Source organism: Muribaculum intestinale (assembly GCF_002201515.1).
Lineage (GTDB): Bacteria > Bacteroidota > Bacteroidia > Bacteroidales > Muribaculaceae > Muribaculum > Muribaculum intestinale.
In genome coordinates this window covers 2,090,278-2,104,109 of record NZ_CP021421.1, presented here as the reverse complement: position 1 = coordinate 2,104,109, position 13,832 = coordinate 2,090,278, and the positions used below count along the sequence as shown (strand labels likewise).

Genomic DNA, 13,832 nt, shown 5'->3' with positions numbered 1-13,832 from the left:
CCTCAATTCCTCGCGCATATGGAAGGTTCCAGTCTTTTCACATTATTGATATCCATTGGCATCATCATTGCGATATGGCTTCTCATGATGCTACTCAGCCGGTTTAAGGCTTTTGAAAATAGACTTTATAATATCGAGTTGTTCCTCTTCAACAATTCGCGTCAGGAAACAGAGACATCCACTACACCATGCAATGAACCGGACGTACGTGCAGACGAAAACACGGCTGATGCATCGGTCATACCCGACATTCCGGAACATTCTATCCGCGAAGAATCCATGGAACTATATTACCCGGATGAGCCTGAAGAAGAGGAATACCATACTCTCCCTGCAAATATTCCCCCTATCCCGGCCGCCATTACAGAGCCATCCATATCTCCTGAGTCCAAGGATATCGAACCATACACGCGACGCCACAATATCGAACGTCAAATCGGGGTAAACCTGTTCAGCAAGATAGGAATCCTGGTATTGATTATCGGCGTCGGATTCTTTGTAAAATATGCTATTGACAACAACTGGATTAACGAAGTCGCCCGCGCTCTTCTCGGCATGGCCACGGGCCTCGGTCTCTGGGGCATAGCATACCGGCTGCGTGATTCATACCGCAATTTCTCGTCAGTTCTCGCCGGAGGTGGATTCGCGGTATGCTTCGTGACAATCGCCATTGCCCACAACATATACGCACTAATCAATCCTTTGGCTACAATGTGCTCGCTGGTGGCCCTTACCGCGGCCATGATAACGATTTCACTCGTTTTCGACCGCCGCGAGCTTGCCATGACAGCAATAATAGGTGGATTCATAGCTCCGTTTATCGCCAGCAATCCCGACAGTAGCGTTACAATCCTGCTGTCATATGTGCTCATACTTGACATTGCTATGTTTATAATCAGCATCAGACGCAACTGGTGGGAACTGTCGGCGGCCTCGACTCCGCTGACATGGATTGTAGCCACTATAGCATTGCACGCCACGATGTCATCCGGTTTCCCGCTATTGATATTCGGGATACTATATTTCATTCTCTTCTCTCTGCCACTCGCTCTGGTACTGAACCGCAACATTGACAACCGCCGGCTCTTCATAGCGCTCATAGGGGCTGTGTTGCTCAATAATTTCGCATTCCTTTCAATCGGTACTGAAGTAATCGCCAACATTCCGTCAGGCAATTACATGAAAGGGCTTATACCATTGATTGCAGCCACAGTCAACGGCATGCTCTATTTCCGTTTCTATACCGAAGACAACAACGGAATTATACGTAAAATCCTTACAGGACTCATAATCCTGTTTATCGCCCTCATATTCCCCATTCAGTTCTCTTCGCCCTCCATAATCCTGTCATGTATCGCATGCTACGGAGCCATACTCAATCTCGGATATGCGCGTCTCCACAATCCACTACTCGGAGCCGCAGCAGCCGTGATAGCCGTAATCATCATATTCGCGACTCTGACACCATTCATCGAGTTTTCCGGACTTAACAGATGTACCCCCGGAGGCAGAGCAACCACCGAACTCATATGTGCGATTGCCTTTGCAGCCTCGGCTTGGACCATCAACCGCTATAAAATGGCGTATGCCACACGTTTTGCCATATTCTACACCATACTCATTTGGGTTGCCGGTCTGTTGGCACTGTCAGGCATGGATACACTTTACAACATCGGCCTTGACACCACCACATCGTCGCGCGCACTTATGGTATCAGGCTTTATCATAATGCTTATATTATCGCTGACCACATCACGCGGAGGCAACAGCGGCTGGCTTTTCCCTGGCATAGGTGCGATATGGTTTGCCTACGCTCCATTCGCTGTGCCCGACGAAAACCAAATCATTGCCGACATTCTCCTATGGACCGGTGCCGCAGTATACATTGCTCTGGCCACAGTTGAAGCCATAAAGGCATTCCGCCACAAACTTGTCGGGCCAATCAATATGCCCGAATATACAGTATATTTCAACATCTCCGCAATTATATTTGCGATAGCCGCCACCGAGTATATGCTGCGTCAGTTTGGACTGCCACATCTGTATAGCGCCGGCCTGTCTGTAGCGCTTACGTTATGCGGCGCGACCCAGCTTATCATTGGCATGAGGGTTCATACGCGGCTTATGCGCATAATCGGGCTGTGTGTCATGGGTATCGTGCTTATGAAACTTACCATATACGACCTTTGGGTACTCCCGACCATCGGAAGAATTATTGTGTTCATATTGCTCGGCATAGTACTTCTTGTAATCTCATTCCTATACCAGAAACTAAGGGCGGCCATATTCAGTGACAACTGATTTTAAGGCAAAAATAAGAGCATGTTTCAGAAATTACAATGCTTTGGAGCAATCCTTTTGCATTTATAATTTCGAATTGCTAACTTTGCGAGGAATAGTGTCTGCTCCAGTATCTACCGGTCATTGCGTGCAGGCTGCAAATGATTTAGAATAATATGAACTTCAAGCAATTTTGCATGACCACACTGGCTGTAGTAGCCGGTATTTTCATCACAGGCGTGCTGAGCATGTTCGGCATGATTTACATGATGCTCCAGATGATACTGTTGAACCTCGGAAAGGAGCATCCGTCAACAGAAAGACAATCTATACTACATATTGAACTCTCTTCCGAAATAGTAGAGAGAGAGCAAGGCACGACAATCATGCAACAGCTTCAAGGAATCGAGAACAACTCCATATCCCTAAACCGATTGCTTGATGCATTGAAAATAGCCTCTACCGACCCAAAAATCGAAGGCGTATATCTCGATTGCGGCGGAGTATCGGCCGGAGTGGCTACATTGATGTCGGTCAATGAAGCCATCAATACATTCCGCAAGTCAGGGAAGTGGGTGGCCGCCTATGCCGACAGCTATGCACAGGGCGACTATATACTGGCCTCCGCAGCCGACTCGCTATGGCTCAATCCTGTAGGAGAAGTCGACATCCACGGTGTGGGTGCCGGACTGTTCTATTTCAAAGGCCTGCTTGACAAACTTGGTGTAGACGTGCAGGTATTCAAGGTAGGCACCTACAAAAGTGCTGTAGAGCCGTTCCTGCTTACACAACCGAGCGAAGCAAATATACGCCAGACCCGCGAATATCTCGACCCGATATGGGCCGATGTGCGCACTGTCATAGCCGCCGGTCGCAATGTAAGCCCCGAGACAATCAACACATGGGCCGACAGCATAATAGTGACCGAAGACCCGGCAAATTATACCGACATGAATGTAGTGTCGTCGCTACGCTACCGTCACGACGCAGAGCAACTGCTGAAATCAATGTCGGGTATAGATTCCGACGACGAACTGCGCCTCGTGACTCCTGCAGAATACCTCAACCAGTCATATGCGCATAAATACCAAAAAGAGACGTCAAAAGCCGATTACAAAATCGCGGTGCTTTACGCTGTAGGCGACATAGTACAGCAGGGCGACGAAGGCATCATAGGCGCCGACATGACTCCACTCATTTACGAACTCGCTGACGACGACAACATATCCGCACTTGTGCTCCGCGTAAATTCAGGCGGCGGAAGCGCATACGCCTCCGAACAGATATGGGAGGCTCTGGAATACTTCAAATCGACAGGCAAGCCATTCTATGCCTCAATGGGCGATGTGGCCGCTTCCGGAGGCTATTATATATCATGCGGTGCCGACAAAATTTTCTGCCAGCCCACCACACTCACCGGTTCGATAGGCATATTCGGCATGGTGCCGAATATTGAAGGGCTGCTTGACAAGCACCTCGGTGTCACATCCTACACAATCGCATCCAACCCTAACGCCATAATGAGCATCACAAAGCCTTTCACCCCTGTACAGCGCCGTGCCATGCAAAAGATGATCGACCGCGGCTACGAGACATTCGTAGGCCGTTGTGCTGAAGGTCGTGGAATGCCTGTCGACTCAATCAAAGCCATCGCGGAGGGTCGCGTATGGGCCGGTACAAAGGCACTTGAAATTGGCCTTGTTGACAGGCTTGGAAATCTCGAAGACTGCATAATGGCCTTGGCCGAGGAGAATGGAGCAAACTCATATTCGATTATTGAATATCCCGATCCCGAAGGCTCTTGGTGGGAAAAACTCATTATCAACAATGCCCAAATGAAGCAGGACGCTATTAAAAAAGAACTCGGCACAGCATACCCGATATACAAATCGATAGAATCCCTGAACAATATGGATCCCATCCAGGCTCGTATGCCGTTCACTGTCATCGAGTAGCCTCCTGAAAAAACAACATCCGAACCTAAAAAGCATATGCGCCACAGCAAAATAGCAGACTTACTGATTCTTAAACCATTGTCGTGGATTTACGGCATGGTGACAGCTGTGCGCAACAAGCTCTTCGACTGGCATATATTCAAACAGCACACATTCCCGGTCCCGGTTCTTGTAATCGGCAACCTTGCCGTAGGAGGCACAGGCAAGACTCCACATACAGAATATATCGTAGACCTGTTGCGCAAGGAATACCATATAGGAGTTCTGTCACGCGGCTACAGGCGTCGGACAAAAGGATTCATCCTTGCCGACAAACGCTCCACACCGGCAGCCATAGGCGACGAACCATATCAGATATATCAGAAATATGGCCACGACATACGTGTGGCTGTATGCGAAAGCCGGGCAAAAGGAATCAAAGAGTTGTTGCGGCTTGATCCGCGTATCAACCTCATAGTACTCGACGACGCATTCCAGCACCGATATGTAAAGCCATCGACATCGATTGTACTCACCGAATGGCACCGCCCGGTATATAACGATGAAATGTTGCCGCTGGGACGTCTGCGCGAATCGGTGCGCGCACTGCTCCGTACCGACATCGTGATTGTGACAAAATGCCCAACCGACATCAGACCCGGAGATGTAAGCATCATCTATGACAACCTCAAGCTGTTTCCATTCCAGCGTCTTTATTTTTCACATTACCGCTACGGGCATCTTGTAAGCGTATTTCCCGACGAAGTACGGTATGTGCCAGGACTTGAATGGCTCAATCCCGACGATGCTGTGCTTGTAGTGACGGGAATAGCCAACCCTCGTCCGCTTGTACGCTATATAAAAGGATTCAAGGCCAAAGTAAATGTAGTGCGCTTCCCAGACCATCACAATTTCTCGCGCCGCGATTTCAATGAACTGGCTAAAGCATTCAACCAGCTTGAAGGCACACACAAATACATTGTTACCACCGAGAAAGACTCGGTACGCATGGCCAATAATCCATACTTCCCGCCTGAGCTCAAGACATCGACATTCTATCTGCCGATAAAGGTTGAGTTCATGCCGCAGAAAATGCCACAGAACTCTAATCCATTTGATATGGAAATACGCCATATACTGCGCAATTTCAATAATCCTCAGGCATCACAGGTAAGGAAATAGATACCTACGGCATATCACATCCTGACGTATTAAAGTAAATCATATTGAAAACCATACATTCAAGAATCACGTTATAATCTCATGTTAGCAAAAATAAAAGAAACCGCCGAATATATCCGCGGACGTGTCAGCACACCTATCCCTACAACAGCCATAATTCTGGGCACAGGTTTGGGTGCGCTTGTCGACTCAATAGCCGACAAACAGTATATACCCTACAACGAGATACCCAATTTTCCTGTATCGACTGTCGAAGGACATAGCGGCAACCTGATTTTCGGTCGTCTCGGCGACCGTCCGGTAATGGCCATGCAGGGCCGTTTTCACTTCTACGAGGGTTATGACATGAAGACCGTGACATTCCCAATCCGCGTTATGCACGAACTCGGAATAAAAACCCTCTTTGTAAGCAACGCGGCAGGCGGCATGAATCCTGAATTTGAGATTGGCGACATAATGATTATCACCGACCATATCAACCTCTTCCCCGAGCATCCTCTGCGCGGCAAAAACTACGAGGAATGGGGTCCGCGCTTTCCCGATATGAGCGAAGCATACTCTCAGCGTCTTATAGCACACGCTAAAGACATCGCCAAAGAAAAAGGCATCCGTGTCATGCACGGAGTATATGTCGGCACACAGGGCCCGACATTCGAGACACCGGCCGAATACCGCTACTTCCACATCATCGGAGGCGACGCCGTTGGCATGTCGACAGTGCCTGAGGTAATCGTCGCACGCCATATGGGAATCGAAGTATTCGGAGTGTCTGTAATCACTGACCTCGGAGTCGAGGGCATAGTAGAAAAAGTGTCACACGAAGAGGTGCAGAAAGCCGCTCAGGCCGCACAGCCCAAAATGATGGAAATAATGACCGAACTGGTCAACCGCTTCTGACCACCCGTCAACCGCAACATATCATGATGCCGGCGGCCGTCGTGGGCTACGTCCCGACACCAGCCGGCATCAATAATTCATACAAGTCTGCCATATGGACCAAAAACTGACCGAAATATCAAGTATCGGCGAATTCGGCCTGATTGACCGGATTACCAGAGAGTTTCCACTGGTAAACGCAAGTTCTTTGCTTGGCGCCGGCGACGACGCCGCAGTGATGCGCTATGCCGATACCGATGTGCTCGTCACCACCGACATGCTGCTCGAAGGAGTACACTTCGACCTCACATATGTACCGCTCAAGCATCTGGGCTACAAATCAGCCGTGGTCAACTTCAGCGACATATACGCAATGAACGGCACACCCCGCCAGATTGTCGTGTCGCTCGGTATCTCGAGCCGGTTCGCCGTTGAGCATATCGATGCACTTTACGACGGCCTGCGCACAGCATGTCAGGCATACGGAGTAGACCTCGTAGGCGGCGATACTACATCGTCGCGTCAGGGTCTCGTGATATCAGTCACATGCATCGGTGACTCTCCCTCCGACAGAATCGTATACCGAAGCGGAGCCAAGGACACCGACCTTATTTGCGTAAGCGGCGACCTCGGTGCGGCATACATGGGCCTGCAACTGCTCGAACGCGAAAAAATAGCATCGGCCGGAGAAAAAGACTTCGTACCTAAATTTGACGGAAAGGAGTATCTTGTCGAACGACAACTGAAACCCGAAGCCCGCCGCGACATAATCGCCACACTCGCCGGCGCCGGCATAAAGCCCACAGCCATGATGGATATTTCCGACGGCCTGTCGAGCGAACTGCTCCATATATGCCGGGCAAGCCACACGGGATGCCGGGTATACGAGGACCGCATACCTATCGACTACCAGACCGCGGTAATGGCCGAAGAACTCGGCATGAATCTCGTTACGGCCGCCCTCAACGGAGGTGAAGACTATGAATTGCTCTTCACAGTACCACTCTCCGACCATGAGAAAATAAAAAATCTCCCCGGCATAAAAGTGATTGGACATATAACAAAAGAGAGTCTGGGATGCGCGCTTGTTACGCGCGACGGCAATGAAATGCAGCTGCGTGCACAGGGATTCAACCACATGGCCCCCTCATCTACCGATGCCTCATATCCAGCTACCGCAGAAAGTGAGGAAACAGCCGGATAAACACATCCACAGCGCTTGCATCTTACACCAAAAAGCATTATCTTTGAGGAAAAGTTTCTTTTACGAATGCTCAAATACAACACCCAGCAGCGGCGACTGATTCTTCCGGAATATGGCCGCAACATACAACAGATGGTTGAGCACTGTCTCTCTATAGAAGACCGCGACGAGCGCAATGCCTGTGCCCGTTCGATAATCGACTGTATGCTCAATCTGTTCCCCGATATCCGCCAGAAAGAAGGATACGAGCAACAATTATGGGACCATCTGGCAATAATGTCAAACTTCCGGCTCGACATCGACTATCCGTTTGAGGTAATACAGCCCGACAGTCTGGAGTCGCGTCCGCAACCGGTGTTCTATCCACGCAACGGCATAGGCTGCCGACACTACGGTCATAATCTGGAAGCCATGATTGAGACTGCCTCGCATATGGAGCCGGGAGAGGAACGCGATGCACTGATAAGCCTCCTTGCCAACCATATGAAAAAGATGCTGCTGGCAATCAACCCCGAGGGTGTCGATGATGCCAAAGTATTCAAAGACCTCGCCAACTATAGCCACGGAGCCATACGCCTTGACCCGGCCAGCTATCGCCTGCACCAGTTTAAGGTCGTAGCACCTCCCGCACCGTCAAAAAAGAAGAAAAAGAAAAAATGAGCACATTCATAGTAGAAGGCGGCCATCGCATGCATGGCGATATCACCCCACAGGGTGCCAAAAACGAAGCATTGCAGATAATATGCGCCACGTTGCTCACTCCCGAGCGGGTGGTGATAGAAAATGTGCCCGATATTCTTGACATAAACAACCTAATATCTCTCCTGGCAGAGATGGGCTGCAAGGTCGAGCGCCTGTCGCCGCATTCCTATGCCATACAGGCCGATAATGTCAATATCGAATATCTTTCAACTCCGGAATACAGACGTCGCGCCGCCGCTCTGCGAGGATCGGTAATGTTGCTCGGCCCCCTTGTGGCCCGGTTCGGATATGCGGTGCTTCCAAAGCCCGGCGGTGACAAGATAGGCCGCCGACGCCTCGACACCCACTTCATCGGCATACAGAGACTCGGCGCCACCCTCGAATATCGAAGTGATATTAAATCCTATGAGGTAAAAGCCGACGGCCTCAACGGATGCTACATGCTCCTTGACGAAGCCTCCGTCACCGGCACTGCCAACATAGTGATGGCGGCAGTGCTTGCCAAAGGCACCACCACCATCTATAATGCGGCCTGCGAACCATATATCCAGCAGTTGTGCCGTATGCTCTCTGCCATGGGGGCAAAAATCGATGGTATAGGCTCAAACCTTCTGACAATCCACGGAGTCGACACTCTCGGAGGAGCACACCACAAAGTGCTTCCCGACATGATTGAAGTCGGAAGTTTCATAGGAATGGCAGCGATGACCGGGAGCGAGATACGTCTGCGCAACGTTGCCTACGACGACCTTGGGATTATTCCCGACAGCTTCAGTCGGCTCGGCATAGCAATAGAGCGTCAAGGAGATGACATATTGATTCCATCACATGATTCCTATGAAATAGAAACATTCATGGACGGGTCAATCATGACATTTGCCGATGCCCCTTGGCCGGGACTGTCGCCCGACCTTCTTAGCGTATTTCTCGTGGTAGCCACACAGGCACGAGGCAGTGTGCTTATACATCAGAAAATGTTTGAGAGCCGACTGTTCTTCGTCGATAAACTGATTGACATGGGCGCACAGATAATACTCTGCGACCCACACCGCGCTGCAGTAATCGGCTCCGGACGGCTCAACTCGCTAAAAGCCACCACAATGGTATCGCCCGACATACGCGCAGGAATAGCTATGCTGATAGCAGCCATGAGCGCAAAGGGCACAAGCCAGATTCAGAATATCGATCAGATTGACCGTGGATATGAAGGCATCGACAAGCGCCTGAATGCCATCGGCGCAAAAATCATACGTGTGACCGACTGAATAACCCTGAAATCCACCACACTCTGATGATTACACTTGACCGGCTAACACCAATCGGGCGTCTTGGAAAACCTCACGGCATCAACGGCGAAATCAACGCATATCTCGATGTCGACATAGATATAGACTCCCTGAAGCGAATCATACTGATGATTGACGGAATATATGTGCCGTTTTTCATCGCATCCATGCGCCAGAAGCGGTCAGACACATTTATAATGGCGCTTGACGACATAAACAACGAGCGAGAGGCGGCCGAGCTTACCAACCATCCATTGTATGTGCTTACCTCCGACAATGTCATTGCAGAAGATGATATTGACGAAGACGACCGGGGCCTTTACGCTTCCGACCTTATCGGATTCACGGTAATTGACGACGCCACCCGACAGACTGTCGGAGAAATAACCGACATCAACGACAGCACCGAAAACGTGCTGTTCGTCGTAGCCACCCCATCGTCAGCCACAGTCTATCTCCCTGTTGCCGATGAATTCATAACGGAAATAGACACCGACCGGCGTATCCTCAGAATGAATCTCCCCGAAGGCATACTCGACCTTTGAGCTTATTCCGCCGCCCACCCGCATAATCGCAGATACAACCGGCACACATAATAAAATTTCTAAAATCGGCATATGCCGTTTGGCCGCATTACGCTTTTTTGCGTACCTTTGTGAGTTATGTTAAAATCCGTCATCAACGAGGACAACGTAAAAGCTGTGCGCAAACTGCTTGAGGAGAGCGAGCGCATCGTCATCACATGTCATAAATCGCCCGACGGCGACGCCATAGGCTCGGCATTCGGTCTGGCGCACACTTTGGCCAACATCGGCAAAGAAGCAAAAGTGGTCACTCCCGACCGACCGCCACGCAACCTGAGGTTTCTTCCCGGGGTAAAAGAAGTGGTACCCTACACCGTGTACCCCGATTTCGCACATCAACTCCTGCAGGATGCCGATTTGGTGTTCTGTCTCGACTTCAACGCACTTTACCGCGTAGACCGCATGCGCGACGAATTGGCGGCATCACCTGCTAAGAAAGTGATGATTGACCATCACGAAGGTCCGGAACCATTCACACATGTGACCATATCCCACCCCGAGCAGTCATCTACATCAGTGCTTGTATTCCGACTGCTATGCCGGCTGGAGCTTTTCGACCGCATCGACCGCAAAGCCGCCACATGCATCTATACAGGCATGATGACCGACACCGGCAACTTCACATACAACTCCAACGACCCCGATTTATATATAATAATTGCCGAACTCCTGCGTAAAGGCATCAATAAGGACGAGCTGTACAAAAAGGTAATGAACACCCGCAGCACATCCACACTCAAACTTCACGCCTATGCTGTCGCCGAACGCATGCAGATATTCCCGGAGTTGCATACCTCGCTCATCGTGCTTACCAAAGATGAGCTGAAAAGATTCGATTATCATCCCGGTGACGACGAAGGCCTTGTCAACGCGCCGCTCGGCATAGAAGATATGGTATACTCTGTATATCTGCGAGAGGATAAAGACCAGATAAAAGTATCGACACGCAGTATAGGCAATTTCCGAGCCGACTTGCTATGCTCGAAATACTACCACGGAGGCGGACATATCAATGCTGCCGGAGGTGAGCTTAAATGTTCGTTGGAGGAAGCCATCGAGATATTCCGCTCAACCTTCCCCGACATAGAAAAGTATCTTCACCAGTAACTTATCACATACACCCGCAATACGACACATATGAAATATCTGCAAAATATACTGAAGTTACTCGCAGTGGTGATTCCTGCTGCGATAACCATGAGTTCGTGCAGCCACACCAAAAGCTACGCCGAGCTACTGAATGACGAGACAAAATATATCAACGCCTATCTTGCCGACCAGAGAGTGATTGGCAGTGTACCCGCCGACAGCGTCTTCCTCCAGGGAGAAAATGCACCCTACTACCGAATGGACGAGGACGGCACGGTATACATGCGCGTAATCAAGGATAATCCCGACGGAGAGAAAGCAAAATACAACGACCTTGTATACATGCGTCTCACTCGCTACAACCTGTACAGCTACGCCAACGGAACTCTTCCGGAAGGAGAAGGCAACAACGACAACCCTCTCACCCAGTTCAATTTCCGTTACCAGAACATGGAGATTACATCTTCATCGCAATGGGGCGAAGGCCTGCAATTGCCACTCGATTATCTTCACTACGACTGTGAAGTAGAGCTTGTCATCCGCTCTCAGGCCGGTATGACCGACGAAATAGCATCGGTTATCCCCTACCTGTACCGCGTACGCTATACAAAGAGCAAGATATAATACATACACACCGCACATTTTTGGTTCACAAATCTTATTATACAAGCTGCAAATGTCACTTATTAAATCCATTTCCGGCATACGAGGCACAATCGGAGGCCGCCCGGGCGAAGGCTTGAGCCCGCTTGACATTGTAAAATTCACAGCCGCATATGCGCGCTTCATCAAAGAAAACACCACCCGTAAAACTAACGTAATCGTAGTAGGACGCGATGCCCGCCTCTCCGGCTCTATGGTATCTGACCTTGTCACCGCCACTCTGGCCGGCATGGGCTTCGACGTAGTAAATATCGGCCTTGCCTCCACACCGACAACCGAAATCGCGGTTGTTATGGAAAAGGCTTGCGGAGGTATAATACTCACCGCATCTCACAATCCGATGCAGTGGAACGCACTGAAGCTACTCAACGAAAACGGCGAATTCCTCAACGCCGAGCAGGGACAGAAAGTGCTTGAATACGCCGCCGATGACGACTACACATTTGCAACAGTCGAAAATCTCGGACACGTATATAAAAACGACACATATACACGCCGCCACATTGAGGAAGTGCTCAATCTCAAACTCGTGGATACCGAAGCCATCCGCAATGCCGACTTCACCGTAGCTGTCGACGCGGTAAACTCCGTCGGAGGTGTCATCATACCCCAATTGTTGCGTGCTCTTGGCGTAAAAAATATCATAGAACTCAACTGCGAGGCCAACGGAAAGTTTGCCCATACCCCTGAGCCAATCCCGGAAAACCTCACACAGATTGCCGACCTCATGCGCGAAGGCCGTGCCGATGTAGGATTCGTTGTCGACCCCGACGTCGACCGTCTGGCCATTGTAATGGAAAACGGCGAGATGTTTGTAGAAGAATACACCCTTGTGGCTGTAGCCGACTATGTATTGTCGCACACCCCCGGTGCTACCGTAAGCAACCTTAGCTCCTCACGCGCGCTGCGCGACGTTACAGTAGCACACGGTTGCACCTATTCGGCTGCCGCTGTAGGCGAAGTAAATGTTGTGGCAAAGATGAAAGAGACCGGAGCTGTCATCGGTGGAGAAGGCAACGGTGGTGTAATCTATCCCGAAGCCCACTACGGACGCGACGCCCTTGTAGGCGTAGCCCTGTTCCTTACCCTACTTGCTAAGAGCGGCAAGAAAGTAAGCGAGCTTAAAGCCGGATATCCCCCCTACTCCATAGCCAAGAACAAAATCGAACTTACTCCCGACATCAATGTCGACGCCATTCTTGAGGCTATGAAAAAGAAATACGCCTCCGAGAAGATAACCGACATCGACGGCGTAAAGATTGACTTCGAAGACTGCTGGGTTCACCTGCGCAAATCAAACACCGAGCCCATTATCCGCATATACGCCGAAGCCTCAACAATGGATAAAGCCGATGCTCTCGCGCTCGACATCAAGGAGGTTATCGCCGGCCTTGCATAAAAACAAGTCACCCCTCTCATTAATGGAAGAGTCCATGACCGACCACTCATACCAGGCGCCCGGCATAACAAAATATGCCGGGCGCCCCAATGATGACACAGTTCGTAATGAATCCGAGACCGCAGTCTATGATTATCTCGACCGCCTCGGCATAGCATATACTACATTGTGCCATCCGGCCGCATTTACTATGGAAGAATGCGAAGCTGTAAGAAAACGCCTTGACGCACCGGTATTCAAAAATCTGTTCCTCACCAACCGACAGCAGACCGAATACTACCTGCTTATGATTCCGGCAGACAAACCATTCAAGACCAAATATCTGTCGTCGCAACTCGGATGCGCGCGCCTGTCATTCGCATCCCCCGAGGCCATGATGGAGATGCTTCATATTGCACCAGGAGCCGTATCGCCAATGGGACTTATCCACGACACCTCCTCTCGCGTGCGTCTCATAATCGACAGCGACCTTGCAGCTATCGACACATATGCATGCCATCCGTGTGTCAACACAGCCTCTATAGCCCTGTCGCTCTCCGACCTGCTGAAAAAAATCATCCCCGCCACTGGACACACCTATACTTGGGTCACACTCCCCGTGGAAGGATAAACGGCACAGCACGATATCTACCC

General features: G+C 50.2%; 12 protein-coding genes. All 12 read left to right on the top strand.

From position 1 onward, the window contains the following. The first annotated feature begins 18 nt into the window (after positions 1–18). The 12 genes from ADH68_RS08450 to ADH68_RS08395 all read left to right on the top strand — a co-directional run bounded on the left by ADH68_RS08450 (position 19) and on the right by ADH68_RS08395 (position 13,809). Positions 19–2,301, top strand: a complete 2,283-nt coding sequence (locus ADH68_RS08450) for a DUF2339 domain-containing protein (RefSeq protein ID WP_068961193.1) — start codon at positions 19–21, stop codon at positions 2,299–2,301. A 155-nt stretch (positions 2,302–2,456) separates the two neighbouring features. Further along, on the top strand, positions 2,457–4,235 hold the full coding sequence (gene sppA, locus ADH68_RS08445) for a signal peptide peptidase SppA (RefSeq protein WP_068961194.1): 1,779 nt from the start codon (positions 2,457–2,459) through the stop codon (positions 4,233–4,235). 36 nt (positions 4,236–4,271) lie between these two features. Continuing rightward, a complete protein-coding gene (gene lpxK, locus ADH68_RS08440; RefSeq protein ID WP_068961195.1) occupies positions 4,272–5,396 on the top strand; it encodes a tetraacyldisaccharide 4'-kinase in 1,125 nt (374 codons plus the stop codon). 81 nt (positions 5,397–5,477) lie between these two features. After that, positions 5,478–6,293 carry a purine-nucleoside phosphorylase gene (locus ADH68_RS08435; protein ID WP_068961196.1) on the top strand — a complete coding sequence of 272 codons (816 nt, stop codon included), beginning with the start codon at positions 5,478–5,480 and terminating at the stop codon, positions 6,291–6,293. A 94-nt stretch (positions 6,294–6,387) separates the two neighbouring features. Then, positions 6,388–7,476, top strand: coding sequence for a thiamine-phosphate kinase (thiL, locus tag ADH68_RS08430; protein WP_068961197.1), 1,089 nt, complete (start codon positions 6,388–6,390; stop codon positions 7,474–7,476). A 66-nt stretch (positions 7,477–7,542) separates the two neighbouring features. Next, positions 7,543–8,136, top strand: coding sequence for a DUF4290 domain-containing protein (locus ADH68_RS08425; protein ID WP_068961198.1), 594 nt, complete (start codon positions 7,543–7,545; stop codon positions 8,134–8,136). After that, positions 8,133–9,443 carry a UDP-N-acetylglucosamine 1-carboxyvinyltransferase gene (murA, locus tag ADH68_RS08420; protein WP_068961199.1) on the top strand — a complete coding sequence of 437 codons (1,311 nt, stop codon included), beginning with the start codon at positions 8,133–8,135 and terminating at the stop codon, positions 9,441–9,443. The genes ADH68_RS08425 and murA overlap by 4 nt, the downstream gene beginning before the upstream one ends. Before the next feature lie 26 nt (positions 9,444–9,469). Next, positions 9,470–10,009 (top strand): ribosome maturation factor RimM, encoded by a 540-nt coding sequence (rimM, locus tag ADH68_RS08415; protein ID WP_068961200.1) that lies wholly within the window; start codon positions 9,470–9,472, stop codon positions 10,007–10,009. 117 nt (positions 10,010–10,126) lie between these two features. After that, entirely contained in the window at positions 10,127–11,155 is a 1,029-nt protein-coding gene (locus ADH68_RS08410) for a DHH family phosphoesterase (protein ID WP_068961201.1), read from the top strand. A 30-nt stretch (positions 11,156–11,185) separates the two neighbouring features. Then, on the top strand, positions 11,186–11,761 hold the full coding sequence (locus ADH68_RS08405) for a DUF4827 family protein (RefSeq protein WP_068961202.1): 576 nt from the start codon (positions 11,186–11,188) through the stop codon (positions 11,759–11,761). Between the two features lie 52 nt (positions 11,762–11,813). Continuing rightward, entirely contained in the window at positions 11,814–13,199 is a 1,386-nt protein-coding gene (gene glmM, locus ADH68_RS08400) for a phosphoglucosamine mutase (protein ID WP_068961203.1), read from the top strand. 22 nt (positions 13,200–13,221) lie between these two features. Next, the gene (locus tag ADH68_RS08395) at positions 13,222–13,809 is read left to right on the top strand and encodes a prolyl-tRNA synthetase associated domain-containing protein (protein WP_198161553.1); all 588 of its coding nucleotides are present in this window, start codon (positions 13,222–13,224) and stop codon (positions 13,807–13,809) included. The last annotated feature ends 23 nt before the right edge of the window (positions 13,810–13,832 follow it).